Source organism: Stenotrophomonas maltophilia, from assembly GCF_039555535.1.
Lineage (GTDB): Bacteria > Pseudomonadota > Gammaproteobacteria > Xanthomonadales > Xanthomonadaceae > Stenotrophomonas > Stenotrophomonas maltophilia_Q.
Genome location: NZ_CP154630.1, coordinates 472,028 through 495,751, shown reverse-complemented (window position 1 = coordinate 495,751; position 23,724 = coordinate 472,028). Strand labels below are relative to the sequence as shown.

28 protein-coding genes are annotated in these 23,724 nt (G+C 64.4%); 10 read left to right on the top strand and 18 right to left on the bottom strand.

Annotated features, from left to right (window positions below; translation table 11 throughout):
* Positions 1 to 47: 47 nt before the first annotated feature.
* Positions 48 to 1,373, bottom strand: coding sequence for a GTP-binding protein (locus AASM09_RS02230; protein WP_049428408.1), 1,326 nt, complete (start codon positions 1,371 to 1,373; stop codon positions 48 to 50).
* A 69-nt stretch (positions 1,374 to 1,442) separates the two neighbouring features.
* On the opposite strand from AASM09_RS02230, the gene AASM09_RS02225 reads away from it, so the two are divergent.
* Positions 1,443 to 1,817 carry a MerC domain-containing protein gene (locus AASM09_RS02225; RefSeq protein WP_049428409.1) on the top strand — a complete coding sequence of 125 codons (375 nt, stop codon included), beginning with the start codon at positions 1,443 to 1,445 and terminating at the stop codon, positions 1,815 to 1,817.
* 94 nt (positions 1,818 to 1,911) lie between these two features.
* Here AASM09_RS02225 and AASM09_RS02220 read toward each other — a convergent pair whose 3' ends face one another.
* Positions 1,912 to 2,196 (bottom strand): metal-sensing transcriptional repressor, encoded by a 285-nt coding sequence (locus tag AASM09_RS02220; protein WP_021204443.1) that lies wholly within the window; start codon positions 2,194 to 2,196, stop codon positions 1,912 to 1,914.
* A gap of 49 nt (positions 2,197 to 2,245) precedes the next feature.
* Here AASM09_RS02220 and dmeF point away from each other — a divergent pair, with 49 nt between their 5' ends.
* Positions 2,246 to 3,211, top strand: coding sequence for a CDF family Co(II)/Ni(II) efflux transporter DmeF (dmeF, locus tag AASM09_RS02215; protein ID WP_049428411.1), 966 nt, complete (start codon positions 2,246 to 2,248; stop codon positions 3,209 to 3,211).
* Positions 3,212 to 3,407: 196 nt separating this feature from the next.
* Here dmeF and AASM09_RS02210 read toward each other — a convergent pair whose 3' ends face one another.
* Positions 3,408 to 3,692, bottom strand: a complete 285-nt coding sequence (locus AASM09_RS02210; protein WP_049428669.1) for a hypothetical protein — start codon at positions 3,690 to 3,692, stop codon at positions 3,408 to 3,410.
* A gap of 90 nt (positions 3,693 to 3,782) precedes the next feature.
* On the opposite strand from AASM09_RS02210, the gene AASM09_RS02205 reads away from it, so the two are divergent.
* From AASM09_RS02205 to AASM09_RS02195, 3 genes are all read left to right on the top strand, one after another.
* Complete coding sequence (locus tag AASM09_RS02205) at positions 3,783 to 4,199, top strand: hypothetical protein (protein ID WP_049428668.1); 417 nt, start codon at positions 3,783 to 3,785, stop codon at positions 4,197 to 4,199.
* A gap of 69 nt (positions 4,200 to 4,268) precedes the next feature.
* The gene (locus AASM09_RS02200) at positions 4,269 to 4,592 is read left to right on the top strand and encodes a hypothetical protein (RefSeq protein WP_049428666.1); all 324 of its coding nucleotides are present in this window, start codon (positions 4,269 to 4,271) and stop codon (positions 4,590 to 4,592) included.
* Between the two features lie 127 nt (positions 4,593 to 4,719).
* Complete coding sequence (locus AASM09_RS02195; RefSeq protein WP_049428664.1) at positions 4,720 to 5,562, top strand: class I SAM-dependent methyltransferase; 843 nt, start codon at positions 4,720 to 4,722, stop codon at positions 5,560 to 5,562.
* Between the two features lie 3 nt (positions 5,563 to 5,565).
* On the opposite strand, the gene AASM09_RS02190 is transcribed toward AASM09_RS02195, so the two are convergent.
* Positions 5,566 to 6,534: a polysaccharide deacetylase family protein gene (locus tag AASM09_RS02190; protein WP_049428663.1), complete on the bottom strand. Its 969-nt coding sequence runs from the start codon at positions 6,532 to 6,534 to the stop codon at positions 5,566 to 5,568.
* Positions 6,535 to 6,616: 82 nt separating this feature from the next.
* A complete protein-coding gene (locus tag AASM09_RS02185; RefSeq protein WP_180848822.1) occupies positions 6,617 to 7,276 on the bottom strand; it encodes a hypothetical protein in 660 nt (219 codons plus the stop codon).
* Positions 7,277 to 7,409: 133 nt separating this feature from the next.
* Between AASM09_RS02185 and AASM09_RS02180 the strand changes: the two genes are divergently transcribed.
* Positions 7,410 to 8,090, top strand: a complete 681-nt coding sequence (locus AASM09_RS02180) for a hypothetical protein (RefSeq protein WP_049428659.1) — start codon at positions 7,410 to 7,412, stop codon at positions 8,088 to 8,090.
* 80 nt (positions 8,091 to 8,170) lie between these two features.
* Here AASM09_RS02180 and AASM09_RS02175 read toward each other — a convergent pair whose 3' ends face one another.
* Positions 8,171 to 8,344 (bottom strand): hypothetical protein, encoded by a 174-nt coding sequence (locus AASM09_RS02175; protein WP_180848820.1) that lies wholly within the window; start codon positions 8,342 to 8,344, stop codon positions 8,171 to 8,173.
* 9 nt (positions 8,345 to 8,353) lie between these two features.
* Complete coding sequence (locus tag AASM09_RS02170; protein WP_049428657.1) at positions 8,354 to 9,166, bottom strand: alpha/beta fold hydrolase; 813 nt, start codon at positions 9,164 to 9,166, stop codon at positions 8,354 to 8,356.
* 221 nt (positions 9,167 to 9,387) lie between these two features.
* On the opposite strand from AASM09_RS02170, the gene AASM09_RS02165 reads away from it, so the two are divergent.
* Both AASM09_RS02165 and AASM09_RS02160 read left to right on the top strand, forming a co-directional pair.
* A complete protein-coding gene (locus AASM09_RS02165) occupies positions 9,388 to 9,867 on the top strand; it encodes a DUF4440 domain-containing protein (protein WP_049428656.1) in 480 nt (159 codons plus the stop codon).
* Between the two features lie 76 nt (positions 9,868 to 9,943).
* Positions 9,944 to 10,360 carry an XVIPCD domain-containing protein gene (locus tag AASM09_RS02160; RefSeq protein WP_049428654.1) on the top strand — a complete coding sequence of 139 codons (417 nt, stop codon included), beginning with the start codon at positions 9,944 to 9,946 and terminating at the stop codon, positions 10,358 to 10,360.
* A gap of 62 nt (positions 10,361 to 10,422) precedes the next feature.
* Here the strand turns inward: AASM09_RS02160 and AASM09_RS02155 are convergent, their stop codons facing one another.
* The 11 genes from AASM09_RS02155 to AASM09_RS02105 all read right to left on the bottom strand — a co-directional run bounded on the left by AASM09_RS02155 (position 10,423) and on the right by AASM09_RS02105 (position 22,578).
* Positions 10,423 to 11,493, bottom strand: a complete 1,071-nt coding sequence (locus tag AASM09_RS02155) for an XVIPCD domain-containing protein (protein ID WP_049428652.1) — start codon at positions 11,491 to 11,493, stop codon at positions 10,423 to 10,425.
* A gap of 35 nt (positions 11,494 to 11,528) precedes the next feature.
* Positions 11,529 to 12,104 (bottom strand): hypothetical protein, encoded by a 576-nt coding sequence (locus tag AASM09_RS02150; RefSeq protein WP_010484173.1) that lies wholly within the window; start codon positions 12,102 to 12,104, stop codon positions 11,529 to 11,531.
* 143 nt (positions 12,105 to 12,247) lie between these two features.
* Positions 12,248 to 13,393 carry a YncE family protein gene (locus tag AASM09_RS02145; protein WP_049428650.1) on the bottom strand — a complete coding sequence of 382 codons (1,146 nt, stop codon included), beginning with the start codon at positions 13,391 to 13,393 and terminating at the stop codon, positions 12,248 to 12,250.
* A gap of 166 nt (positions 13,394 to 13,559) precedes the next feature.
* Positions 13,560 to 14,486, bottom strand: a complete 927-nt coding sequence (locus AASM09_RS02140) for an XVIPCD domain-containing protein (protein ID WP_049428648.1) — start codon at positions 14,484 to 14,486, stop codon at positions 13,560 to 13,562.
* A 144-nt stretch (positions 14,487 to 14,630) separates the two neighbouring features.
* The gene (locus tag AASM09_RS02135; RefSeq protein WP_152906564.1) at positions 14,631 to 15,269 is read right to left on the bottom strand and encodes a hypothetical protein; all 639 of its coding nucleotides are present in this window, start codon (positions 15,267 to 15,269) and stop codon (positions 14,631 to 14,633) included.
* A 44-nt stretch (positions 15,270 to 15,313) separates the two neighbouring features.
* On the bottom strand, positions 15,314 to 18,658 hold the full coding sequence (locus AASM09_RS02130) for an XVIPCD domain-containing protein (protein WP_152906563.1): 3,345 nt from the start codon (positions 18,656 to 18,658) through the stop codon (positions 15,314 to 15,316).
* A 31-nt stretch (positions 18,659 to 18,689) separates the two neighbouring features.
* Positions 18,690 to 19,322 carry a DUF1629 domain-containing protein gene (locus AASM09_RS02125; protein ID WP_100443756.1) on the bottom strand — a complete coding sequence of 211 codons (633 nt, stop codon included), beginning with the start codon at positions 19,320 to 19,322 and terminating at the stop codon, positions 18,690 to 18,692.
* Between the two features lie 374 nt (positions 19,323 to 19,696).
* Positions 19,697 to 20,341, bottom strand: a complete 645-nt coding sequence (locus AASM09_RS02120) for an imm11 family protein (RefSeq protein WP_049428641.1) — start codon at positions 20,339 to 20,341, stop codon at positions 19,697 to 19,699.
* 87 nt (positions 20,342 to 20,428) lie between these two features.
* Positions 20,429 to 21,070 carry a DUF1629 domain-containing protein gene (locus AASM09_RS02115; RefSeq protein WP_049428681.1) on the bottom strand — a complete coding sequence of 214 codons (642 nt, stop codon included), beginning with the start codon at positions 21,068 to 21,070 and terminating at the stop codon, positions 20,429 to 20,431.
* Between the two features lie 98 nt (positions 21,071 to 21,168).
* Positions 21,169 to 21,813: a DUF1629 domain-containing protein gene (locus AASM09_RS02110; RefSeq protein ID WP_049428638.1), complete on the bottom strand. Its 645-nt coding sequence runs from the start codon at positions 21,811 to 21,813 to the stop codon at positions 21,169 to 21,171.
* A 126-nt stretch (positions 21,814 to 21,939) separates the two neighbouring features.
* The gene (locus tag AASM09_RS02105) at positions 21,940 to 22,578 is read right to left on the bottom strand and encodes a DUF1629 domain-containing protein (RefSeq protein WP_049428636.1); all 639 of its coding nucleotides are present in this window, start codon (positions 22,576 to 22,578) and stop codon (positions 21,940 to 21,942) included.
* 231 nt (positions 22,579 to 22,809) lie between these two features.
* On the opposite strand from AASM09_RS02105, the gene AASM09_RS02100 reads away from it, so the two are divergent.
* Complete coding sequence (locus tag AASM09_RS02100; RefSeq protein WP_049428634.1) at positions 22,810 to 23,019, top strand: hypothetical protein; 210 nt, start codon at positions 22,810 to 22,812, stop codon at positions 23,017 to 23,019.
* 91 nt (positions 23,020 to 23,110) lie between these two features.
* The gene (locus tag AASM09_RS02095) at positions 23,111 to 23,536 is read left to right on the top strand and encodes a TonB family protein (protein WP_049428631.1); all 426 of its coding nucleotides are present in this window, start codon (positions 23,111 to 23,113) and stop codon (positions 23,534 to 23,536) included.
* Positions 23,537 to 23,724: the final 188 nt, after the last annotated feature.

Sequence of the window (23,724 nt, the reverse complement as noted above, 5' to 3'; positions counted from 1 at the left end):
ATGGTCCTCCAGCCGAGCGTCGGCTCGGCTCTACAGGAACCGTTAGCTCAACGCTTCCACACCGGGAACGCCTGTGGCAACTGCTGCCACAGCAGCGGGCCCGCACGCAGTTCCTGGTCATTGAGCAGGCAGGCATCCAGCTCCGCACGCACCGCGCGCTCATCCATGTGCACGCCAATCACCACCAGTTCCTGGCGACGATCGCCCCACAAGGGATGCCACAGCCGCTGCATCGCCGCGTGCGCGGCCGAATCCGGGAATTCCTCCAGGCCCGGCAACGGTGCGCTCCAGCAGTCGGCCTGCTGGCGTGCCCAGCCAAGATCGCTGTAAGGCAGCGGTGTCGGCGGCAACAGCGGTGTGGTGTCCTCCATGCCCGCACGCACGCGATCGCGCGCGGCGTACCAGAATCCCGCCGCCTGCGTGCGCGTCGCTGCGCCCACGGTATTCAGTTCGCCCACCCAGTCCATGCGGTTGGCCAACCAGAACCAGCCCTTGCTGCGGATCACGCCGGGCATCCCCGACTGCAGCGCGCGGGCGAATCGCGCGGGGTGGAACGGACGTCGCGAGCGGTAGACAAAGCTGCCGATCCCGTACTCCTCGGTTTCCGGCGTGTGCTCGCCACGCAGTTCCTTCACCCAGCCCGGCGCACGTTGTGCACGCTCCATGTCGAAGCGACCGGTATCCAGCAGTTCGGCCAGTGGCACATCGCCGAAGCTGGACAGCAGCAGCTTCGCGTCCCGGTTCAGCCCACGCAGTACCGCCAGCGTGTCCTGCAGTACCTCGTCGTCCACCTGGTCCACCTTGCTGACCACGATCACGTCGGCGAACTCGACCTGCTCGCACAGCAGGTCAACCACCCCGCGGTCATCCTCCGGGCCGGCCTGCTGGCCACGCTCGGCCAGGCGTTGTGAGGAACCGAAGTCGGCAAGGAAGGCGCTGCCATCCACCACCGTCACCATCGTGTCCAGGCGCGCAATGTCACTCAGGCTGAAGCCGTGCTCGTCGCGCACCGCGAACGTCGCGGCCACCGGCATCGGCTCTCCGATCCCGGTCGATTCGATCAGCAGGTAGTCATACCGACCTGCATCGGCCAGGCGCCGCACTTCCTGCAGCAGGTCATCGCGCAGCGTGCAGCAGATGCAGCCGTTGCTGAATTCCACCAGCGTCTCTTCGGTGCGGCGCAGCTCGGCGCCACCTTCGCGCACCAGTTGTGCATCGATGTTGACTTCGCTCATGTCGTTGACGATGACCGCCACGCGCAGGCCCTCACGGTTGCGCAGGATCTGGTTGAGCAGGGTGGTCTTGCCGGCCCCGAGGAAGCCGGACAGCACGGTGACCGGAAGGCGGCGGTCGGCGCGGGAAACAGTGTTCATGTCGGAGCGGGTTGGCTGCGGAACGAAAATGTTACTGTATAACAATTCTTGCGCAAGGAACCTCCCCCGATGAAGTCACCTTCTGCCGCCCTGCTCGATGCCGGCGCGGTCGCCCTGTCCAGCCTGTGCCTGCTGCACTGCCTGGCGCTGCCCCTGCTCGCCGCCGTGTTGCCGCTGTTCGGCGCGTGGGCCGAAGCGGAGTGGGTGCACCTGCTGTTCGTGGCCATCGCCCTGCCGCTGACCGGCTACGCGCTATGGCGGGCCGAGCGCCGTCATCCGCTGCCCGTGCTGGCCTGGGCCACCGCCGGTGCCGGTCTGGGGCTGTTGCTGGCCGGCGCGCTGGCCCTTCCCTCGCATGACTGGGAAACGCCGATGACCGTTACCGGCAGCCTGCTGCTGGCCGCAACGCATATCTGGAACGCGCGGCACCGGCACGCAGGGTAGAGTCGACTGTTAGTCGACTATCGCGCGAAGCGCGGGATCTCATGCCGCCTGGGCAAAGAGCAGTCGACTAACAGTCGACTCTACCCCCCACGGCCTATTTGCCGTAGCGGCGCAGCAGCTCCACCAGCACTTCGGCTTCGGCGGCCCGCTGTTGCGGGTCTTCCGCGCCCACCACATGCTCCTGAAGGTGCTCGTGCAGCAGCTCCATCAGCAGGCTGTGTGCGGCACCGCGCACCGCGGCGACCTGCACCAGCACATCCGCGCAGTCACCCGCCTCGCCCTCGGGCCTATCCAGCGCCTGTTCCAACGCCGCCACCTGGCCGCCGATACGGCGAACGCGGGTCAGCAGCTGCTTTCGATGCTTGTGTACATGGGCCATGGCGATATCGTATACCCTATGGGGGTATCCTTCCACCCCTGGTCTGCCCATGCATCTGGACGCCCTCGCCGCCGCCCGCCGCCACGAACACCGCTTCGACGACGGCAACCCGCTGGCCGAACGCAATACCCGCCGCGCCATGTGGCTCACCGTCAGCATGATGCTGGTGGAGATCGTTGGTGGCTGGTGGTTCAACTCCATGGCCGTGCTCGCCGACGGCTGGCACATGAGCTCGCACGCGCTGGCACTGGGCCTGTCGGTGTTCGCATACCGCTGCGCACGCCGCTATGCGCACGATCCGCGCTTCGCCTTCGGCACTTGGAAGATCGAGATCCTGGCCGGCTACACGAGCGCCATCGCCCTGCTCGGCGTCGCCGCACTGATGGCCGTGCAGTCACTGGAGCGGCTGTGGGTGCCGGCACCGATCCATTACGACGAAGCCATTGCCATTGCGGTCGTCGGCCTGGCGGTGAACCTGCTGTGCGCCTGGTGGCTGCACGACAGCCCGGGGCATGCGCATCACCACCATGGGCACGCCCATGGCGATCACCACGGGCATGACCACGCGCACCACGATCACGCGCATGGTCACGACCTGAATCTGCGCTCGGCCTACGTGCACGTTCTGGCCGACGCCGCCACGTCGGTGCTGGCCATCGTTGCCCTGCTCGGCGGCAAGCTGCTGGGCCTGACCTGGCTGGACCCGGTGATGGGCCTGGTCGGCGCGGTACTGGTCACGGTGTGGGCAGTGGGCCTGCTGCGCGACAGCGGCCGCATCCTGCTGGACGCGCAGATGGACGCACCGGTGGTGGCCGAAGTGCGCGAAGTGATCGAACAGGGCCCCTGGCCGGCACGCCTGGCCGACCTGCACGTCTGGCAGGTGGGCCGCGGCAAGTACGCGGTCAGCGCCAGCGTGGTCACCAGCGATGCCAACCTGGATGCCGATACCGTGCGCAACGCGCTGGCGATCCACGAAGAGCTGGTGCACGTGACAGTGGAGATCCACCGCAGCTGATCCTGCGCGACCGCGGTCGAATCTGTAGAGCCGAGCCCATGCTCGGCTTGCCGTTGCCTTTGTAGCGCCGAGCCCATGCTCGGCTTGCCGTTGCCTTTGTAGCGCCGAGCCATGCTCGGCTTGCCGTTGCCTTTGTAGCGCCGAGCCATGCTCGGCTGTCGCAGGCCATCAGCCGAGCACGGGCTCGGCTCTACAGTCAGAGCTTCAACATCATCCGCAGCAGGTACATCAGCAGCGGCAGCGCACTCAGCACCGCACCACCGATGCCGATCCACGGCCAGCGCTCGCCGCGCACGCGCGAAGCCACTGCCAGGCCGCCGCCGACCAGCGCCGCGCCCAGCACACCCACGCCCAATCCCGCAGCCATGCCACTGCCGCCTGCGGCCGCCGCCGCCTGCGCAGCCAACGTGCCCGCGCCCCAGCCCACTGCAATGCCCAGCCAACTGGCCACGCCGCACCACGGTGCCTTGCCCTGCGCCATCCGAAAACCCCTGTGTTCTTGCCGAATTTCTGTACGGGCCGTGCCCGCCTGCTGCCTACACTAGCCGCACCTGCCCTGTAGGGACATCCCATGCGCACGCTCCGCCTGCTGCTGCCCGGTGCCCTCCTCCTGCTCACCGCCTGTGGGGGTGACGCCGGGCTCCCGTTCTCCGCCGATCCCCTGCAGGGCTGCTTCGCCACCAGCGCGCGCAAGCCGGCCGATTTCCGCATCGAGCGGGAAGGTGGCCAGTACTTCGTCTCCTTCAGCCGCGGCGACCAGTGGCAGCGCGAACCCAATGCCCTGCACAAGGCCTCCCGCAGCGAGATCAGCCGCTATTTCCGCGATGACGCCGAACAGATCGACGAGGCGCTGATCCGCATGGCCGGCGGCTTCGGCATCTTCCACTTCAACAAGGGCGCGACGTTGAAGGGCAAGGCCAGTGATAGTGACTACATGGCGCTGATGCTGATCGGTGCTGGGCCGGTGTATGCAGTGAAGTGCCCGTAAGACGCAATGATTCTAATGGCGGCGCAGGGCACTATAGGTACATCCTGTCTCCATTGAGGAGCGATGCCAATGCTGCTGTTTCTGCTGCTTGCGGTAAGCGCGCCAAAGACCCAAGGGGCCTATGACGAAGTCCGGCAGCTGCCCGATGGGCAGACCCTGATCATGCGCACCCTGGACTGGGATCTCGGTGATGGTCGCCATGAGCGCGTTACCGTGCATTGGCTGCTGCAGGAAGACGGCAGCCTGCGCTACGACTTTGATCGGCAGCCACCGGAAACCCAGGACGTCCATCGTCGGTCGTGCGCGCTGCAGGGCATGCAGCCATCACGTGGCGTCGGCATGATCTCAGGACAAGGAGCCACGCACGGCTTCAGCTGCACGAGCCAGCTGTAGAGCCGAGCCCACGCTCGGCTCCTGCCGTCTTCATCCACGCATGGCGTGGATCTAGAGCCGCAGCCACCCCGGGCCCCGGCAGCAGCTGCGGTACCATGCCCTCCCCCGAACCGTCCCGGTACCTGCCGTGCCCCACTACACCGGCCCCCTGCTGACCCGCGACAGCGCCGACACCCTGCGCCGTGCCCATGACAAGGGCGCTGCCGACTGGCAGGGCTCGCTCGACCTCGGCCGCAGCGAGGACAGCGTGGCGCTGGATGGCGACGGCTTCCACTTCCGTGGCCAGGCCTACCCGTGGCCGGGCAAGCTGAAGGACCGCACGCTGTACTACTGGGACGGCGAGGAGTTCGCGCCGATCTCGCGCTACAGCGGTTCGCTGATCAAGCTGGTGCCCACCGAATGGGGCGCACCGACCTTCGAGATCGACGGCATCAAGATGCTGCCGACCTCCAAGCTGTCACCGTTCGAGGATGCACGCCGCAAGGTCGAGCTGGTCGCCCCGGCCGGCAAGGTCATCCTCGATACCTGCGGCGGCCTGGGCTACTTCGCCGCCTGCGCGCTGGAGGCCGGTGTCGGCCAGATCCGCTCGTTCGAGAAGAACGCCGACGTGATGTGGCTGCGCACGCTCAATCCGTGGTCACCTGATCCGGACTCGGCGGCCGCAGGGGGCCGCCTGCAGTTCAGCCACGGCGATGTCTCGCAGCAGATCGAACAAGTGGCCAGCAACAGTGTCGACGCGATCCTGCACGACCCGCCGCGCTTCGGCATTGCCGGCGAGTTGTACTCGCAGGTGTTCTACGACCACCTCGCCCGCGTCATCCGCAAGGGCGGCCGGCTGTTCCATTACACCGGCGCGCCGAACAAGCTGACCAGCGGTCGCGACGTGCCGCGCGAAGTGGCCAAACGCCTGGAAAAGGCTGGCTTCAAGGCCGAGCTGGCGCTTGACGGCGTGCTGGCCGTCAAGCGCTGAGCCTCACTCCGAATCCACCTTGGCCAGCTTCATCACCCACGTCGGCACTTCCGGTTCTCCGGCGTAGAACTCCTTCGGTTTCTTCTCCGCCATCGCCCAGCGGTGCAGCCAGCTCGGGCCGTAACGGCCACTGTAGCCTTCGGCACCGCGTGCATAGGCCGGATCACGCATCGCCTCATCCAGTGAGATGAAGCGATAGCCGCGGCGCTTGGTTGCCGCCACCAGTTCGGCGAAGGTGGCCGCGTTGAGTTCGTTGGCATGCATCAGCCACACCTGCGGCAGCGCATAGCCCAGCAGCGCCTGCGACTGCTTCTCGTAGTAGTCCAGCTTGTTCAGCATGTAGGGCACATAGCCTTTGCGCAGCTGCGCCAACGTCGCCTCGCGTGCCGGGGAATCGGGCTGCTCGTTCATCACGTTGGCATAGGCGAACGCCCACACCCACTCGCCGTTGTCGACGGTGACCGGTGCTACGCGATAGCCGTGGTTCTTGAAGAACACGTCCATCTCCGCACGCTCTTCCGGTGTGCGGCCAGCCCGAAGATAAGGATGGCGCATCCACTGCGGTGCCTGTCCGCGCTCGGCCAGCAACGGCCGCAGCACCGTCTCGCCACGCAGGAAGTCCTGCTGGAACGCAGGCACGCCCTTGGCATTCAGGTCCATGTGCGAGTAGGTGTGGTTGCCCAGCGCATAACCGGCGTCCAGCCAGTCGCGCAGCATCTGCACCCGCGCCGGGTGCACCTGGCCGTCGATCTCAAGCTTGTTCTCGTTGACGAAGCCGACCACCGGCACGTCCGCCTGGTGAAGCTGCGCCATCAGCGCTTCGTGCCGCGCCTGAAGATCCGGCGGAACGATCTGGTCCACCCGCGCCCAAGGCAGGTCGTCGATGGTCACCGCGATCCGGCGATCCACTTCAGCGGCGTGTACCGCCAACGAACACAGCAGCAACGGCACAGCACGCAGCAACCAACGCATCAGCACATCCTTGCAGGAGCGGAGCGCAGACTGTAGCGCGATTGGCGGAGCACAGCCCAGCGCACCGTCAGCCACGCGCGTACTACGGAATGGAGGGTTCCGCTTTCCGCTCGCGCACGATCGCCCGCCACAGCGTGAATCCCGCCGCCATCGCCATCAACAGCAGTGCGGCCAGTACCAGGGCCAGATCATCAGGATTGCGCAGCAACGGTGCATGCGCGCGGGTAAGAATCTCGAACACCACCTGCTGCGCCTGGGCCAGCGGCAACCGCCCCTGCTCACCCAGCTCCACCAGGCACGCTGCCGGCGAAAGCGTGGCTACGCTGGTCCACGCCATGTCATACAGATGCAGGACGCGAGTGGCCAGCGCCAGGATCACGGCATGCAGTGCCATCAACCCCCAGTTGGCCCATCGCAACCGTTCCGACAAGCGACCCAGCCGATAGATGCTGATCGACATCGCACCCAGCAGCGCCAGCACCACACCGGCCATCGGAACCCACTGCAACGGTTGCCACGGCGCCAACGCGGTGGAACGTGCCATCAGCTGCTCGGCCACCTGCATGCGTGCGGCAGCGTCCGGGCCACCACAGGCTTCATCCACCGGCTCCAGCAGCAACCCCACGCGGGTGTGGAAGAAGCCGGCGGCAAGCGCCACCGCCAGCAATGCCACCACCTGCAGTACCAGCAGGATCGGGCCCGGGCCGCAGATACGGCAGAAGCGGGTTGCAGCAGAGGCCATCGGTTCATCCATGACAACAAAGGACCATCCTAACCAAGCGCCCTGTGCTTGTCGGCTGGCGGATACGACAACCGTCGCGTGGTCCCGGTAGGATGTGGATGAGCATGGATGGCCGTATGTAGAGGTGTTGTGGATGGTCACGCTGTATCTATGGGTGCGGACGCTGCTCCCGCTGCTGGCGTTCGTGATCGCGTGGATGCTGCTGTCGCGTCTGATCAAGACCCGCGTGGCGCGCCTTCCACGCGTTCCCTTGAACCTGCCCGAGCACAGCAGCAGCCCGCGCAGGAAGGACCGGCGCATCCATGCGCGCAAGCTGCGGCGCAGACCGGGCCTGCGCACCGCAACGCGCCCGGCCACCGCGCCGCGCAGCTGGAGCCTCGCGGCGGTGTTCGTCTCGTTCTCCGCATTGATCGCCACCGTGCTGGTCATGCCGGATGGCGCGCGCTTCCAGGTGATGGTCGAGAGCCTCACGGGCTACCCGGCCACGATTGCAGAAGTACATGTTCCCGCTGCCGGGCAGCCTCTCGTGCTGCAGGCGTGGCAGCCAGCACTGGCGCAACTGTCGCGGCCGGTAAGGATGCGCTACCCGATCGGTCGCACCGGCGGCGAGCATGAAGCGCACGCCACGCTACCGGTACAGGTCAGGCATCAGGGGGATCGGCTGCAGGTAGCTACGGCCGTGCCGGTGGATGCCGATGTGCTGCATGCAGAGCTTGCGCGCCTGGCGGGGCTGCCGGTTGAGGCCATCACCGTCCGCCAGAAAAAGATCGCGCCCTTGCTGGAACCCGGCTGGACGCCGCTGGCCAACCTGTAGAGCCGAGCCCACGCTCGGCTGCTGTCCCGTGAAAAAGCACGCGCTACGCGCGCTAGCCGAGCATGGCTCGGCTCTACAGATCAGGACCCGCGCGGCAGCTTCGCGGCCCACATGTTGTCCACCAGATTCGGATAACGTCGCCCATTCTCTTCCGCACGCTGCCGCGCCGCCTCTTTCTGCGCAGCTGACAGCGGCTGCGACGTCTGGCCCTTCGGGTTGGGCTTCTTCCACGGGGGTGTCTTGGTCTGGCGCATGGCCGCAGCTTACCGCTTCAGGAAGTTCAGCAGCGCCAGATTGAAGTGGTCGGCATGGCTGGTGTTGCAGCCATGAGGCGCGCCTTCAAGGATCACCACCTCGCTGCGCGCAATCGCCCGGTGCGTTCGCTGCCCGGAACCTTCGAACGGCACGATGGCGTCGCTGTCGCCGTGCAGAATCAAGGTGGGCACCGTGATCTTCTTCAGGTCATCGCGGAAGTCCGTGGTGGCAAACGCCTTCATGCAGCCGAGCGCCGCCGTCTGGTCGGATTGATGGCACAGCGCGATGGCTGCCTGACGCGTCTCTTCGGTCACCATCAGCTGGCCATTGGCGCTGAAGAAATCGCGGGTGAAGCCATCGAAGAACGCCTCGCGATCCTTCTCCAATCCACTGCGCATTTCGTCAGCCTTGTCCTGGGTCAGCGGGCCGTCCGGGTTGTCGTCGCTGCGTAGCAGGAACGGCGGCACCGCCGCAGCGAACACCACGCTGTGCAGGCGCTCCTGCCCATGGTTGGCCACGTAGCGGGCCACTTCGCCGCCGCCCATCGAGAAGCCGACCAGAGTGACATCGCGCAGATCACGTTCCTCGATCACCCCGGCCAGATCCGCCGCCAGCGTGTCGTAGTCATAGCCCTCGGCCGGCTTGTCGGAACGGCCGAAGCCACGCCGGTCGTAGCTGATCACCCGGTGCTGCGCGTCGCGCAGGATCGACACCTGCGTCTTCCAGGCATCGGCGGACAGCGGCCAACCGTGAATCAGAATGACCGGGCGGCCGTCGCCACCCGTGTCTTCAACGTGCAGGCGGATGCGGGAGGCAGGCATGGGAGCTCCTGTGGAAGGGGAGGATCTCAGGCTAGAGACCGGGCCCTATCGCGGTCGTGATGGAATCGCCGGCGGCCATGACACCCTCTGCACAGCCCACGCCACCCGGCCGATCCACCGATGCGGGCATTCACTCCCTGGAAATCCCGTTTCGTCGCAGGGCGGCTGCGGCCCCCAGAGCGGCGTGCGAGCCTGCGCGAATCCCGCCCTGGAGCTTCGCCATGCTGCTGCTCACCCTGCCCCTGCTTGCCGCCGGCCTGGCCGCCACGCCGAACGCCAACGAAACGCTGCGCGAGCAGATCCGCCAGGCCGACACGCAGCTGTTCGCCGCCGCGTTCGACGACTGCGACGCCGACAAGGCGGCGGCCATGACCACTGAAGACATGGAGTTCTTCCATGACAAGGCGGGCAAGTCCGCCAGCAAGCGCGACGACTTCCGCCGCAGCGTGGCCGCCCTGTGCGAGAGCACGCGCGCCAACCACACCCACCTGCGCCGCGAACTGATGGAGACCTCGCTGCAGGTGTTTCCGCTGCACGACGATCGCGCCCTGGAAATCGGCGACCACCGCTTCCACGAGCGCGATGCAAAGGGTGTCGAGCACTGGACCGGCCAGGCGCGCTTCATCCAGGTCTGGCGCCGCGTGGACGGGCGCTGGCTGGCCGAGCGGGTGATCAGCTACGACCATCGGCCGGCGGACTGACCGCCGCGAAGCGGTGGTTCACGGGCCGGTTCTATACTGCCCGGGTCCATCACGACCTACCGCTGCAGATCGCCCCATGGCAGAGATCACCCCCAACCACCCCGAGTACGGCCTCAACCAGCAGATCCGCCAGGGCGTGGCCGCACTGGACGCCCAGCATGGCCGTCCGTTCGACCAGACCAGCGAACGCCTGACTGCCAGCCTGACCGTGCTGGCCCGCGAGCAGGGCCTGCAGCAGGTCGACCACGTGCTGGTCAGCCATGCCACGGCCAACCAGCCGGCGGGACACAACATCTTCGTGGTACAGGGCGACCCGGCCAATCCGGCGCACCTGCGGGCGATGATGCCGACCGCAGTGGCCGCACAGACGCCGGTCGAGCAATCGATGCAGACGCTGGGCATTGCCCCGCAGCAGCCCGCCATGGGGCAGCTGCCCGAACAGCAGGCCCGTGAGCAGGAACAACAGCAGAACCCGGCACACCGCCTGGGCTGAGCCGCCTCCAGCGTTACCAGCGGCCCACCGCGAGAACGTCGGCTCGCCGTACGCTTGCCGCCCTAGGCCATGCGCGGCCCGGACTGCTCCTGCACCTGGCGCTGCTGCAGCTCATCCTGCGTACGCGCCTGCCCAGACTGCGACAGCTGCTCAGCGCGCTCGAAGGAGATTTCTGCCGGTGTCTGCGCGGCCACCGCCGTTGGCATGCTGGCCCGCAACTGTGCCGGGTCGTTGCGCTCCCCCTGGACGATGAAGATGCTCTGCGCCACATCGGCCTGCGCGGTGCGATCGCTCAACAGCACATGGTCGACCTGGGTCAGGCCATTGGCCTTGGCCAGCGCGTACAGGCTGGCACTGATGTTCTCGCTGGTGGCATCGAAGGCACGGCCCCGCTCGGCATCGAGCCGGGCCACGCCCTGGTGGATCTGCGAGAGCAGCGGGTCGTTGCTGTGCCGGGCCAGAAGATCACCGCTTCGTTCGCCCATGCCCTCGGCATCACTCAGCATGTGTTGCTTGAGACTGCGCTCCGGCAGGGGATTGGTTTTCCTCTGGTTGAGCTCGCTGTCCGGAAACGGCGGGTCAATGCTGTCCACACCGTGGATGTTGCGCAGCGGTCGGAATGCATCCTTGCCTGCCCCCTTGATGTCAAGAGGAATGCGAACATCCGGAAGAAGCTGGCCGGCGGGACCACCCAACGCGTTCACGTCGATGCTGCCTTTCCGCTGGATGCCCGCGTGATTCAGCGCTTCCCAGGTGAAGTCCACGCAGTTGTGGCGAACATCCTGATAGTGCTTGCTGAAACCGAATTTCTCCGGGTCCGAGCCGAACTGCTGGAGCTTCCTGTACTGCTCTTCGCTGATCTCGAGGGTACGGGTGTAGCGCGGGTCTCTATAGACCGTTGCGTCATCCTCCATGATGGCGCCAGGACCATTCATGCTTCCGTGCTCCTTGGGAGCAAATCCATAGCTCTTCGCAGGCACGCCGGGTGCATGCAGGACGTAGAACATATGTCCTGGGGCAGACGTCTGCGGAACACCCTCAGCGTCGACGGCCGGCTTGTGCGTCCTGGGGTCGATCAGCGGTGTGCCAGGTGCAGCAATAACGATCTCTACGGTATAGCGCGGCTTGTCCATAAGGTGATTCTTTCGTTCCTTCCAGTGGTAATTGATTACTTGCCTGGCGGCCGGGCTGCGTGTACCCGCAACTGAGCCGAGTAATGCTGCAGTTCCGGCGAGGCCTGCGCAGTGCGAACCTGTACGCGATAGCGGGTATCAAGCTCCAGTGGCAGAGCAACCAGGCTCAGCGTGTATTGGCCGTCACTGCCCATGTGCGGCGACGTATACCGCCATTCGCTGGATGCATGCCATTCCGGAAGCTGTTCACCTGCATTGAGCACCCCGGCCTGATAGCTGTCGTAGGTGGGAACATCCTTCCAGGCATCAGTGCCCCATTGCTGCAGGGTCACCTCGAACGGGACCCTTGATGTGCCCACGTCAGGCTCGTCCGGCCTTCGTGTCCCTTGGCGCTGCAACTCCAGCTCCAGCGCATACGTGCGACCCGGCTTGAAGTTGCGGGCATTCGTCTCGAACTCGAACCGCACCGCCTGGCCAGGCTCGGCAACGATGATTGGCTTGACCAGATCCAGTGGCTCCGGCGCATCCGGTACGCGGCTGCTGCAGGCGCCGAGTGCGCCCGCCAGCGTGAAGACCAGGCCGGCGCGCAGCCAACGGTGGATACCCAGCATGATTCAGATCCTTTGGCTCCCTGCCATGAGGTTCAACCCTAGCCTCCGGCTGCTGGCGCCGCAACCGGCCAATGAAGAAGGCAGGGTCTTCACCCTGCCTTCTTCACGCGGCTCGCCGCCGGGCGTGCCCCGGCGTCACCCCATTACAGCTGAATCCGCGCCACGCTCTCGTCAGCGCCCTTGTCATCCTTCTCGCCGTTCTTGATGCTCACGAACAACACGTTGTTCTTCGCATCCAGCGCCAAGCTGTTCGGGTGGGTCGGCACCTTGTAGGTCGCCACCTTCTGGTAGCTGTCACTGTTGTACGCGGTCACCGTACCGGCTTCGCGGTTGGTCACGTACAGGCGCTTGCGCGGTGCATCCAGCAGGATGCCCAGCGGGCCGGCATCGGTCGGGATGCTGGCCAGTTCCTTGCCGGTGCTGCGATCGAGCACCAGCACGCGCTGGCCCGGATGCTTGCTGACCAGGCCGCTGCTCTTGGCCTGGTAGCCACGCAGGAATTCCGAGCCCTGGTCGGTCACAAACAGGCGCTTGCCGGCCGGGTCCAGCGCGATGTTCATCGGCTGCTCGGCGGCGATCCTGTGCTGCGCCACCACCTTGTTCGAATCGGTACCCACCACCACCAGATCGGCCAGCAGGTTGCTGGTGTAGACGCGCTTGTTGGCCGCATCCAGCGCCAGACCCGGCGCCTTGGCATTGCCCAGACCGTCGATGGTGTCGATCACCTTCAGCGTGTTCGTATCGATCACGAACAGCACGCTGCTCACGTCCGGCTGGCTGCTGTGGCCGGTCACGTACAGGCGGTTGGCCGCGCTGTCGACCACCAGCTCGCGCAGGTCGTGGGTGTAGGCGGCCTTGCCGTCCTTGCCGGTCTTCTTCTCCATCAACTGGATGGTGCCGACGGCCTTGTTCTGCGCGGTGTCGACCACGGTCACCGACAGGTCCACGGTGTTGCCCACGTACAGGCGGTTGTGGGCGTCATCCAGCACCACGCCGAACGCCTTGCGCTCCAGCGGGATACGGGTTTCCACGGCCAGCGTAGTCGGATTCAGGCGCAGCACCTGGGCCGGGCCGGCGTCATCACCGAAGCCACCGGATGAGGCCACGAACACGGCGTTCTGCTTCGGGCTGTAGGCCAGCTCGTACAGGCCCTTGGCCACGGCCTGGCGCTGTACGGCGGCGGTGGCACTGGCAGCGGGAGCGTTGTCGGCGAAGGCCGACGGCACGCCGAGGCTGAGCGAAACGGCAACGGCCAGCGCGGCCGAGCGGAATAGAGGATTACGGAACATGCGAGCGTCCTTGAATGGGCACGGGAAGGTGTCCTGGCTCGCTGGGCCGTACTGCGACGGCCCGCCCCGCATCTGTCTGCGCGGGGTGGGCTGGCTGGGGTTGCGGGGGAATGGTAGCAGGTGGGAAGCGTGGCGTGCGCCGGCGCGCGTATGGCAGGCGCGCGGGTTACTGCTCCTTCAACCGCAGCGAATCGGCCACATCGGTCTTGGCCGCCACCTCGGTGGCGATGCTGGCGCGGCGGTGCCCCGGGTCGTTGCGGTCCCCCTGCACGATGAAGATGCTCTCCGCCGCATGGCTGCTTTGGGTCGGCCTGCTGAGCAGCACGTGGTCCACGCGCGAGAGATTGTTCTGCTTGGCCAGCACCAGCAGGCTGGCGCTGATGCGCTGGCTGGCCGCATCGAACGGGCGGCCGTGCGCGGCATCCAGTTCGGCCACTTTCTGGATCAGCTGCGAGAACAGGCGATGGTCCGGATGTGAGGGGTCCAGCAGCGTGCCGGCCACTTCAATCGGCGTCGGTGGCGGTTCATCGATCGCGCGGTCGCCCTGGCGATGATGTTCGGCCTCGCGCTCGGGCATCGCGTGGTGGGTTTCGGCATTCAGATCGCTGCCCGGGAACGGCGCGGCAATGCACTGGATTTCCGGCAGGTTGAACAGCACCGCGAACTCGCCCAGGTTGCTGCCGCCATCCAGCGGCGCCGGCAGCGGATGCAGGCCGGCGTAGTGCAGCGCCGCCCAGACGAAATCGCTGCAGCGGTTGATGGTGGCCGGGCGATCCACGTCGAATTCGAACTCGGCCGGTTCCTCGGCGAAATCACGCAGGCAGCCATAATGCTCCTCGGTGATTTCCAGGGTGCGGCTGTAGTACGGGTCCAGATGCTCGTCGGCATCGTCGTGGCGCATCTGCGCGTACTGCACGCCGGAGCGGGTTTCGCCCGGCACGTGGCGCGGCGGGGCGAAGCCGTAGCTGTGGGCCTCGTCGCCCGCGGCCACCTGAAGGTACATATGGCCGCGCGGCGAGATGCCACCACTTTTCAGCGGGGTGCCGGGCGCGGCCAGGTACAGCGTTGCGGTGTAGCGTGTTGCCTGCTCCATGCCTGTTCAGCCTTGATGGGTGCTGCGGTCCTGGCCGGATGATGGCATAGGTGGGATGGGGGGCAGGTGGAGGACAAAGTTGGGGCCACGACTGGCATGCTGAATGTGTGAACCAGCCAGCAATCCAAGAAGCTGACTGCTTCGCTACTTGGGCCTGCGCAGGTAGGCAATCAGCAGTTCGGGGTGATACGGATCAAGCTGCGTCAGAGGCGAATGCAGTTGCACTTCAACCCGGTATCGGCCCGGCGAGGGATTGCGTGCCCATGCGAAGGCCAGCTGTGCGTAGGTATCACCGGGTCGTTCCAGCCCAGCATTCTGCAGCGCCAGTACGTCAGCATCGTCCAGCCACGCGCTGGTTATTCGACCATCGGCGGGGATGGGGATCGTCCGGGCAGGTTCCCCGATGATCGACTCCAGCCGGAGCAACGGCACGTCCTTCCATCCACCCGATTCCAGGCGCGCCATGGAGACGTTGGCCTGGAGCCCGGATGCCTGAACATCGACCAGTGCCTCCAGTGCCGGGACGTCGTCCGTACGATTGACCCGAATGCCGATCATGAGCGTTGGAGAGGAATTCCTGCTGGGAACATCCACATCGAATTCCACTGCCAATGGTTCATCCATTGACGAGGTGGGCATGGCGCGCACAAGCGGCACCAGATCCGGACGATGGGCCTCTGCTATCGAGCCTGCGTCGCGAGCCGCATCGGGCCGGCACGCGGTAGCCAGAAGAACGAGCAGTCCCGCGAGCATGCATATTCGGCGCTTTCCTTGTGGCTTCATCTTCGGTCCTTTTCGCAGGTCGCCCAGTGCAGCTCACACGTTGATCATCCCCCGCTGGCCGCACGAATCTGGATGTCGTGCTGCACCCGCTGATCTTCCAGCTGCTGATCCATTTGATTCGCAAGCGCACGCTGATTCGCTTCACGGCTGACCGCATCGAACTGTTGCAGTGACTCTTCAACTGCTGTCTGCGCCGCCAGCTCGGTCGGCATCGCAGCACGCTGATGCGCCGGATTGCTGGGCTCGCCCTGCACCACGAACAGCGTGTGCCCGGCCTGGTGTTCGCGCGTGGCGTTGCTCAGCAGTACATGGTCCACCCGTTCCAGGTCGTTGTCCTTGGCCAGTACCAGAAGGCTGGCCGTCATGCGTTCGCTGACTTCATCGAAGCTGCGACCGTGCTTGGCATCCAGCGCTTCCACGCCCTCGCGGATCTGCTGATACAGCGCGTGATCGGGGTGGCCGGGCTGCGAAGGGTTCTGCAGCGCCAAGTTCGGGGCCGATGCCTCATCCGGTGCGGGCGCGGCTGGCTCAGGGCTCGGCGCTATCGTGGGCTCGGCAGGAACGGTGACAGCCGCAGTGACAGGCTGGAGGTCATCCGATAGAGCCGGTTCGGGCTCTGGCACGTGTTGTGCCGCTTCCTGCTCCAAAGGCCATGGATCGCGCGAAGGCTCAGCAGGCAGCGGCTCCTTGAAGGGCAACGGTTCACTCTCCTGCACTACCATGTCCTGCTTTGGAGTGGGAGCAACCGCAGGTGCGACCATCTGCTCCGGCTCCGATGCCTGCTCTGTGCGCTGCGTGGGCATCATCTGCGTTGCCGCATCCAAGGGCGCGGCGACATGTGGCGTCGCGCGCTCAGGTGCGGCCGGGTGCGCCTGCATCGGCCCAGCGGGCTCCGGCGTCTGTGAGGCGGTACGGTTTTCGGTAGGCGCCTCGTTGTTTGGATGGGGCTGAGGTTCGGGCTCCGCCTCACGCTGGGGCGGATCGCGCTGCTCGGCGTGTCGCTGAGGCGCGGGCTTGTCCTGGGGGGCGGGCGTAGGCGGTGGCGTGACCCCTATCGCGGGCGGCGCTGCCGCAACCGCTACAGGCGCGACGGGCTGCGCAGTCGCCGGCTCTTCAGGCCGCGCTTCCACGTTTCCATCCTGCTCGGATGGCTTGTCGCCATGTGCCACCTGCGCGGCTGCTCGTGCAGCCTGTCCTGCATCTACCTGCGCAGCACCCAGCCGATTGGCTTCCTGCAGTGCCTGCCGGTACGCCTCCTGCTCACCCGCCGACAGCGCAGCAATGCGCAGCTCGGGCGAGTCGGGCAACGGCGCCTGCTCATTGGCACGCGCGCGCACCTCATTCCATGCGGCCTGCAGCTCCTGCGTGCTGGTGGTCGCGACGGCGCGCGCCACGCCATCCTGACCCACCTGGTAATGGGTGATGGGCCGGGACGCGCCCGCGTTGCCCTCGGCGACAGGCCCCAGTTCCTGCAGCGTGGGACCCGTAATGCCGTGCTGCTCGCGCGTGCGCGCCGTGGCCAGGGCAATGGCCTGCTCCCATGCCGGGGTCAGCGCAACGCCCGCAGCGTAGTAGCTGTGGCGAAGCTCGTTCTGGTTCACTTCCGCCGCAGACGGCAACGGTCGCGCGTCCAATGCGGCAATGGTCTGGTTGAACTGATCGAGCGATGGCTGCTGGATGGTGCGGGTCAGCTCCAACTCCAGCGCCATGTTGCCCTGCGCGATTTGGCCAGCGTGGTGCCATTGTCCTGCTTCATCGCGCTGGTAAAGCTGGTTGTCCGAGCCCCGGATGGCGTCCGGCTTGGTACGGGCCTGCTCCACCGCTTCCGGTACCAGCGGCACGAAGTCGCTGGCGCGGGTAGCAGCACGGGTCTCCAGGTAGCTGGCGGCAATCGCGGCCTTGCCGTTGGCGATGTTGTTCTCGATGCGCTGCACCGCCTCACGATTCAACTCGTTGGCGCGTTCGGGGCTGGCGGTCTGCGTCTCATACACACCCCGGTCGTTGGCACCGGACACGCCAATCTTGACCTGCCGCGTCCACTGCTCGGTCTGCGCATCGCGGTGCCAGTTGGGATTGTCGAGACGCCCCTCGCCGTCCCGCGCCGGGATGCTGAAAGGATCCTGCGGCGGCGGCGCCTTGCCCAGCGCCAGCTCTACCGCTTTTACGTGGGCGTATGCGCCCAGCTCGCGGGCCTTCTCGTAACTGGCACCCACACTGCGCTCAGCCGGATTGCCCAGGCCGTCGCCTGTGCTGTCCATAACCGCCTGGCGCTGCCAGTTGCGGCCATCGAACTGCCATGTGACATCGGCCTTGTCGGTCTGCCGGTAGACGGCGCGGTTGTCGAGCAGATCGGCGCCCTTGTCGAACGCCTTGCTCATCAGCAGCGCATCGCCCGCGACGATGGCCGCAGGGACGAAGCTGGACGTGCCGATCACCGACGCGGTAGCCATGCCACCGACCCAGCCACCGCCGTTGCGCGCCAGAGCGTGGGTGAGCTCGGACTGGGCGGCGGTGCCGTTGCCTTCTTCCAGCAGCTGTGAGGTGCGGCGGGCGGTGATGACGGCATCGGCGCCGGAGGCTAGCAGGCCACCGGAGCGGATCAGTTGGCTGGTGGAGGCTTCGCCGAGGAGGAGATCCAATGTCGCACCGCCTTGCTGCGATCGCGGGCTGCGAATACGATGCCCGGCTTCCTCGCCGAGCACGCGCTCGACCGTCTGGATACCCGGCTCTGTCAGAACAACTCGGCCACCGTGGTGGGCATTGGAAATGGCAAGCGACAGGCCGCTTCGCTGCAACTCAATGTTTCCACCGCGAGTCAGTGGCTTGGCGTCATACTCGATTCTATTGAGCGTAGTCACGATACCACTTTCGGAATGAGTGACAGCCACCCAGCCAAGGTCGACCCCGGTGAAACCTTTCAAGGCTTGGATCTGAGCGATATGCGTTTGGTGGTACTCAGGAACTCCGTCAAAAAAATCCCGGATTCGTTTGTTCGTGATCGCAGGCGTGCTTCCCAGCGGAGTATTCGTGTTGAGATCGCCGTTGATCAACCCGACCTTGACGGTGTCTCGCAATGCTTCTACACGTGCCATCACTCTATCGAGGGCGTCAGAGTCATTCAGCAGCGCGGCCTTACCGTCTCGCGTTCTCTGAATCTCGTTCAATCGCCGAATCATTCCGTTCTGGTATTCACCCAACGGTCCGCCACTGTGCGGCGTAATGCCCATCGCATCTGCATAGGCAGGGTTTGCGGGGAGGAACAGCCGGTTCTCTTGGGCGTGAATGTTGAATCGCCCGGCCTCCTGCAGCTTTGCGAGCAACGGGCTGTGCCTCAGCGTCTGCTGCTCAATCGCGTGATGGTCCTGCAAATGAGTGGAATGTCCAGCCACAAATCCTCCTTGACTCCAGCATCGCCTGGTCTCAGCAGTTCACCGCGTCATAGAACCACAGACCGTTGGACGTACCGCTGGCGATCAGTCCCGCGGCTTCGACCGCCTCCTTGAAAGTGCGGTCGCAGAAGACACCTTCGTAGTAAGGGAGCCGGAATACGTGAGCACCGCCGATGACCTCCCGCTTGAACGCCAAGCGGACGTCGCCAGTCAGATCGTAGTATTTCCCCTCTTCATAGTCGTCACTCACGATGATCTTCAGCTGGGATGCTGCCTCATCCAAGGCATCAATGGTTCTGATGACATCGCAAAGGAAATAAGGGCCACCCATTGCTCCATCAGCGAGTCGATAGTCAGTCTCCCTGAACGCAAAAGCTCCTGGGTCCACGGCCGCCATCACCTCGCGGAGACGCCCGGAAACGAGCCAATAGCCGCTCATCCCAGCTTCAAGATCCTCCGGTGGCCACCCTTCGCTTGGGTAATACACTAAGCGCGGGGTCTCGCGCAGAGGCGGGAAGCCCCCCTGATCGGGACGCAAGAGGAAATTTGGAGGGGTCTTCAGAGAAGACTCGTTCTCAAAAACGACGCCATGCCCTTTGCCGCGCCGTCGGGCATCTGGGCGCAACTCGAAGAACTCGCCCTTCTTTGGCAGATTCGAAGTCATTGTTTGCCTCACCTCAGAATCGATCTAAATAAGCGTGCCAAGAGCTTATCAGAGGGTGCCAACCTTCCATGCCCTCCTCGAGTCATGCCCGCGCGCTCACAGCCTGAAGCCCCCTCCACCGACATAGCGCACTACTGCTTCTCTCCAATTCCTCTGGCCGCTCTGAAGTACCGATGCGACCTGCCTCTTACCGCTCTGCCTTCAACTCAAGCACTGAATAGGCATGACTGCTTTTTAAACCGTTCTGCACCGGCAAGCAATCGGACAAAAATGAAATCGATCTTAAGTTCGACTACCGATCCCGTTCCATGAGACGCGCCGCAGCCGTCTTCAATTTTTACATGCGGATTATGCTTAGAATGACGCGCGCCATATCAGACATTGGCTGCGTCCTTGAACCTCAGGCCACGCATTTCACACTCGCTTCCAATTCCCGCAGCGCGTATGGCATCCCGGAACATGCGATCGCAGTAGACAAGATCGCCGGAGTACGGGCTCCTGAAGACATGACTGTCCCCAATTACGTCCCTCTTGAATGCCAAGCTTGCTCCGCCACGAAGGTCGTAGAACTTCCCGCCCGGATAGCCCTCATCGACGATGACCCGGAACTTCGATGCTTCCTCATCGACGGCATCCAGTTCGCGAGCAACCTCGCACAGGTAGTACGTTGGGCCCTCTGTGCCGTCCGGAAGCACGTAATCACACTCCACGAACTCAAAGGCAACGGGATCTATTTCGGTGAAGGCCATCTTGAGGCGCTCTGATACCAACCAGTAGCCACTCATTCCTCCTTCGAGGTCCTGCGGTGGATCCCCCAGCCTTGGATCGAGCACCAGACGCGGTCTCTGCGCCAGATGAGGAAAACCGCCTTCTTCGGGGCGAATGATCAGCCTGGGAGGCATCAGCAGTGCGTCCTCATTCTCGATCTCAACACCATGCCCTCTTCCCCTTCGGGTCGTGTCAGGCATCAGCAGATAGAACTCGCCAGGAGCAGGCTGATTACGTTCCAACGTGGGCATGTGCTTGTTCCCTTCCGAATTTAAGGCATGTACCGCACTCCGCATACTTGCAGTATCGGTCACGAACTTGGTGCCGATGGGACAGACTCAGCAATTGACCACATCTTCAAACCAGAGCCCATTGGATCTCTTGGCTGTGAAGATGCCGGCAGCTTCCACCGCATCCTTGAACGTTCGGTCGCAGAACACCCCGCCATGGAACGGCAATCTGAACACGTGAGCCGAACCCAGCACTTCGCGTTTGAACGCCAACCGGACATCACCAGTTAGGCGGTAGTATTTCCCTGCCTCGTACTCATCGCTGATCACGATGTTGAGCTGGGAGGCTTCTTCATCCAAGGCGTCCAGCGTGCGGACCACGTCGCAAAGGAAGTAGGCTGGTCCCTTTGAACCGTCTTCCAAGCGATAGTCGGTATCAGCGAAAACGAACGCGTCAGGGTCTATCTCTTCCATGACCTGGCGCAATCGCTCGGAGATCAGCCAATAGCCGCTCAACCCGCCTTCCAGGTCCTGTGGAGGGACACCCTGCCGCTCCCGATAGACCAGGCGCGGGGTTTCACGCAGTAGAGGGAAGCCACGGGCTTCGGGCAAAAGGATCAGCCGGGGAGTCACAAGCAACGCGTCCTCGTTATCAAAGACCACCCCGTGACCCTTCCCTCTACGGGTAGCATCCGGTCGCAGTTTGAAGAACTCGCCCTTGCGCGGCTGATGGGTGGAGTCCGATCGCATGCTTTTCATCCCACGTTGTTGATGTGAATAGAAGGCGCTCATAAGCACTTGAAGCGAATCTGAAAGGCGCCCAAAAGTCCGGCCTTCAGAACTCTGACTTAGATGCTGGCCGCGTCAGTGAACCAGAGGCCTCGCGATGCACGCGGCCCACCGATTCCAGCGTTCCACACAGCGTCGCGGAGCTCTCTGTCGCAGAAGACGAGGTTTCCCGAGAAAGGCGTCCGGAATATTCTGGCTTGACCGATGACCTGCTTGCGGAACGCCAGACTGGCTCCGCCCCTTAGGTCGTAGAACTTTCCACCTCGATAGCCTGCGTCAGTGATGATCCGAAGTTTCGAGGCTTCTTCGTCCACCGCATCGAGCTCACGGGTTACATCGCACAGGAAGTACCGCGGCCCCTTGGATCCATCGGCAAGGCGGTAGTCACACTCTACAAACTCAAAGCCAGCCGGGTCCACAGAGACTAGAGCGTCGCGTAATCTCTCGGTGACCATCCAGTAGCCGCTCAGCCCCCCCTCCAGATCCTCTGGGAGGCTCCCATTCTTTGCTGAGTAGACCAGCAGCGGCTTCTCCGCCATGGGCGGAAATCCCCCTTCTTCTGGCCGCAGGATCAGGCGAGGCGGGATGCGCAGCCGCTTCGCGTTCTCGAACACAACGCCGTGCCCCTTTCCCCCGCGCGTGGTATCAGGCATCAGGAGGAAGAATTCGCCAGGCACAGCATGGGGCGGCTTTGACGGTTCCATGCTTTTTCCTATCTTCCAGATGTTTGCACTCCAACGTAGAGACATAGCCGGGCTTCGGGAAGGCATCGGCTGTCAGTTATGTGAAGACCAGCCACTCATGAATTCTCTGCCGGCTTGGGCCACACCCTAAATGTCCGCGGCATCCGTCAACCACACGCCGTCCGCATCGCTGTCAGTGTCTATACCGGCTGCAGCCATTGCATCCCTAAACACGCGGTCACAGAACACGGAGCCGGAGAATGGAGTCCTGAAGACGTGGACCTGCCCCAGCCTCTCCCGGTCGAACGTCACACTCGCGCCGCCGCCCAAGTCGTAGAACTTCCCGTTTATGAATTCCTCGGTGGTGTCGATGAAGAGCTTGGACGCACCTTCGTCCAACGCGTCAATGACCTGGACCACGGTGCACAGGAAGTGGCGATCGCCTGGGCTGCCGTCTTCCAGGCGATAGTCGGCTTCCGCAAAGGCGAAGGCGTGGGGATCGACAGAGACCATCACGTCATGCAGCCGCTCAGAGACCAGCCAGTAGCCGCTGAACCCCGACTCCAGATCCCGAGGCGGCGGTCCTTCGCTCAATCTAAGTACCAGGCGCGGCGGCTCGCGAAGCGAGGCGACGCCGCCATCCTCCGGCAGCAAGATCATGCGAGGAGGAGACAGCAGGCGATCCAGATTCTCGAAGACGACCCCGCAGGCAGGGCCGCTTATCGCCCCTGGCTCAAGGAGAAAGAACTCCCCTTTTCGAGGATGGCGGGTTGAAACCGAATCCATGCGCTGCCTCCATCTTATTGTCGCCCCGACGCCGGAGCGAAGTTCTCCACCTATTCCCGATCATGTGAAGGCGATCGGTGAATGTTCACTCGGACAAGCCGCAGCCCTTTTCTACCCTGACTTGCGTGGGCCGGCAATCGGACCAGAATGAAATCAAATGATTGTCGAGCTTCTATCTCATTGTGTGAGATCTACCGCGGCCAAACTCAGCTCCCCCTCTGGAGGACGACTGTGACCAAGATCGACCCCACATGGCTGGAAGCCTTCGACAACGAGCTCCTCCACCTGTTCGCCATCGACCACCGCGACGCCGGTATGGACGAGTACCTGCTGGGCTGCTACGCAGACCTCCCACCGCGCGAGGCTGCCCTGGCGTTCGGCAGCGACTACGACCTGGAGCGCGACGATGCACTGTGGCCACGGCCGGGCGTACCTGTGTGAGCGGTGCAGCAGTCCGGCACGCCGGCATTCAAGGCAAGCGATGCCAGGGGATGACCGCTATGCTGGCAGCGCACCGGAATGGAAGCCACGTATGCCCCGTTTGAACACCGCCCTGGCACTGAACCTCGTTCTGATGCTGCTGGGCGCTACACCTGCCATGGCCATGGCGGTAGACCCGCAGGTTTCCACTGAAGTGTTCGTGGAGCGCGGCGACAACCCCACCTTCGAGCTGCGGCAGGCGCCTGCCGTTGTGTATTCAACGGACCCTGCCACGCCGCCCGATACCTTGCTGCAGGTTCCCATGGCGGTGTTGTTGGTTGCTCAGCTGGATGAGCTGGGTCACGTTTCCAACGTGATGGTGGTGCGGTCCAGCGGACTGCGGGAGCTTGATCGTGCGGCCTTTACCGCAGTGGACCAGTGGCGCTTTGATCCGGTCGTGGTTGAGGGCGTCGCGCGGCAAGCGCGGGTTCGGGTGCGTTTGAGCTTCGTGCCTCCGGCCGAGGCGCCGCCCGGCTGAACCGCTGGTTCAATCTGTCGCGATTGGCCCTGCGCCATGGCCCTGACTGGGGGCATTCCTGCGCTTGGGGCCAATAGCGCCAAGCTCTTCAAGAGCGTTGCAGCGCAATCGCTTGCTGGCTTAACACCGTGTGCGACAATGCCGAAAGCGTCAGGACTGGCAATCATCAGTCCTGTGATTTCTTGGCA

Excerpts from the sequence above, each read along its gene's own strand:
- AASM09_RS02230 (WP_049428408.1), bottom strand. The coding sequence starts at position 1,373 with ATGAACACTGTTTCCCGCGCCGACCGCCGCCTTCCGGTCACCGTGCTG.
- AASM09_RS02225 (WP_049428409.1), top strand. The coding sequence starts at position 1,443 with ATGAAGTCACCTTCTGCCGCCCTGCTCGATGCCGGCGCGGTCGCCCTG.
- AASM09_RS02220 (WP_021204443.1), bottom strand. The coding sequence starts at position 2,196 with ATGGCCCATGTACACAAGCATCGAAAGCAGCTGCTGACCCGCGTTCGC.
- dmeF (WP_049428411.1), top strand. The coding sequence starts at position 2,246 with ATGCATCTGGACGCCCTCGCCGCCGCCCGCCGCCACGAACACCGCTTC.
- AASM09_RS02210 (WP_049428669.1), bottom strand. The coding sequence starts at position 3,692 with ATGGCGCAGGGCAAGGCACCGTGGTGCGGCGTGGCCAGTTGGCTGGGC.
- AASM09_RS02205 (WP_049428668.1), top strand. The coding sequence starts at position 3,783 with ATGCGCACGCTCCGCCTGCTGCTGCCCGGTGCCCTCCTCCTGCTCACC.
- AASM09_RS02200 (WP_049428666.1), top strand. The coding sequence starts at position 4,269 with ATGCTGCTGTTTCTGCTGCTTGCGGTAAGCGCGCCAAAGACCCAAGGG.
- AASM09_RS02190 (WP_049428663.1), bottom strand. The coding sequence starts at position 6,534 with ATGCGTTGGTTGCTGCGTGCTGTGCCGTTGCTGCTGTGTTCGTTGGCG.
- AASM09_RS02185 (WP_180848822.1), bottom strand. The coding sequence starts at position 7,276 with ATGGCCTCTGCTGCAACCCGCTTCTGCCGTATCTGCGGCCCGGGCCCG.
- AASM09_RS02180 (WP_049428659.1), top strand. The coding sequence starts at position 7,410 with ATGGTCACGCTGTATCTATGGGTGCGGACGCTGCTCCCGCTGCTGGCG.
- AASM09_RS02175 (WP_180848820.1), bottom strand. The coding sequence starts at position 8,344 with ATGCGCCAGACCAAGACACCCCCGTGGAAGAAGCCCAACCCGAAGGGC.
- AASM09_RS02170 (WP_049428657.1), bottom strand. The coding sequence starts at position 9,166 with ATGCCTGCCTCCCGCATCCGCCTGCACGTTGAAGACACGGGTGGCGAC.
- AASM09_RS02165 (WP_049428656.1), top strand. The coding sequence starts at position 9,388 with ATGCTGCTGCTCACCCTGCCCCTGCTTGCCGCCGGCCTGGCCGCCACG.
- AASM09_RS02160 (WP_049428654.1), top strand. The coding sequence starts at position 9,944 with ATGGCAGAGATCACCCCCAACCACCCCGAGTACGGCCTCAACCAGCAG.
- AASM09_RS02155 (WP_049428652.1), bottom strand. The coding sequence starts at position 11,493 with ATGGACAAGCCGCGCTATACCGTAGAGATCGTTATTGCTGCACCTGGC.
- AASM09_RS02150 (WP_010484173.1), bottom strand. The coding sequence starts at position 12,104 with ATGCTGGGTATCCACCGTTGGCTGCGCGCCGGCCTGGTCTTCACGCTG.
- AASM09_RS02145 (WP_049428650.1), bottom strand. The coding sequence starts at position 13,393 with ATGTTCCGTAATCCTCTATTCCGCTCGGCCGCGCTGGCCGTTGCCGTT.
- AASM09_RS02140 (WP_049428648.1), bottom strand. The coding sequence starts at position 14,486 with ATGGAGCAGGCAACACGCTACACCGCAACGCTGTACCTGGCCGCGCCC.
- AASM09_RS02135 (WP_152906564.1), bottom strand. The coding sequence starts at position 15,269 with ATGAAGCCACAAGGAAAGCGCCGAATATGCATGCTCGCGGGACTGCTC.
- AASM09_RS02125 (WP_100443756.1), bottom strand. The coding sequence starts at position 19,322 with ATGACTTCGAATCTGCCAAAGAAGGGCGAGTTCTTCGAGTTGCGCCCA.
- AASM09_RS02120 (WP_049428641.1), bottom strand. The coding sequence starts at position 20,341 with ATGCCCACGTTGGAACGTAATCAGCCTGCTCCTGGCGAGTTCTATCTG.
- AASM09_RS02115 (WP_049428681.1), bottom strand. The coding sequence starts at position 21,070 with ATGCGATCGGACTCCACCCATCAGCCGCGCAAGGGCGAGTTCTTCAAA.
- AASM09_RS02110 (WP_049428638.1), bottom strand. The coding sequence starts at position 21,813 with ATGGAACCGTCAAAGCCGCCCCATGCTGTGCCTGGCGAATTCTTCCTC.
- AASM09_RS02105 (WP_049428636.1), bottom strand. The coding sequence starts at position 22,578 with ATGGATTCGGTTTCAACCCGCCATCCTCGAAAAGGGGAGTTCTTTCTC.
- AASM09_RS02095 (WP_049428631.1), top strand. The coding sequence starts at position 23,111 with ATGCCCCGTTTGAACACCGCCCTGGCACTGAACCTCGTTCTGATGCTG.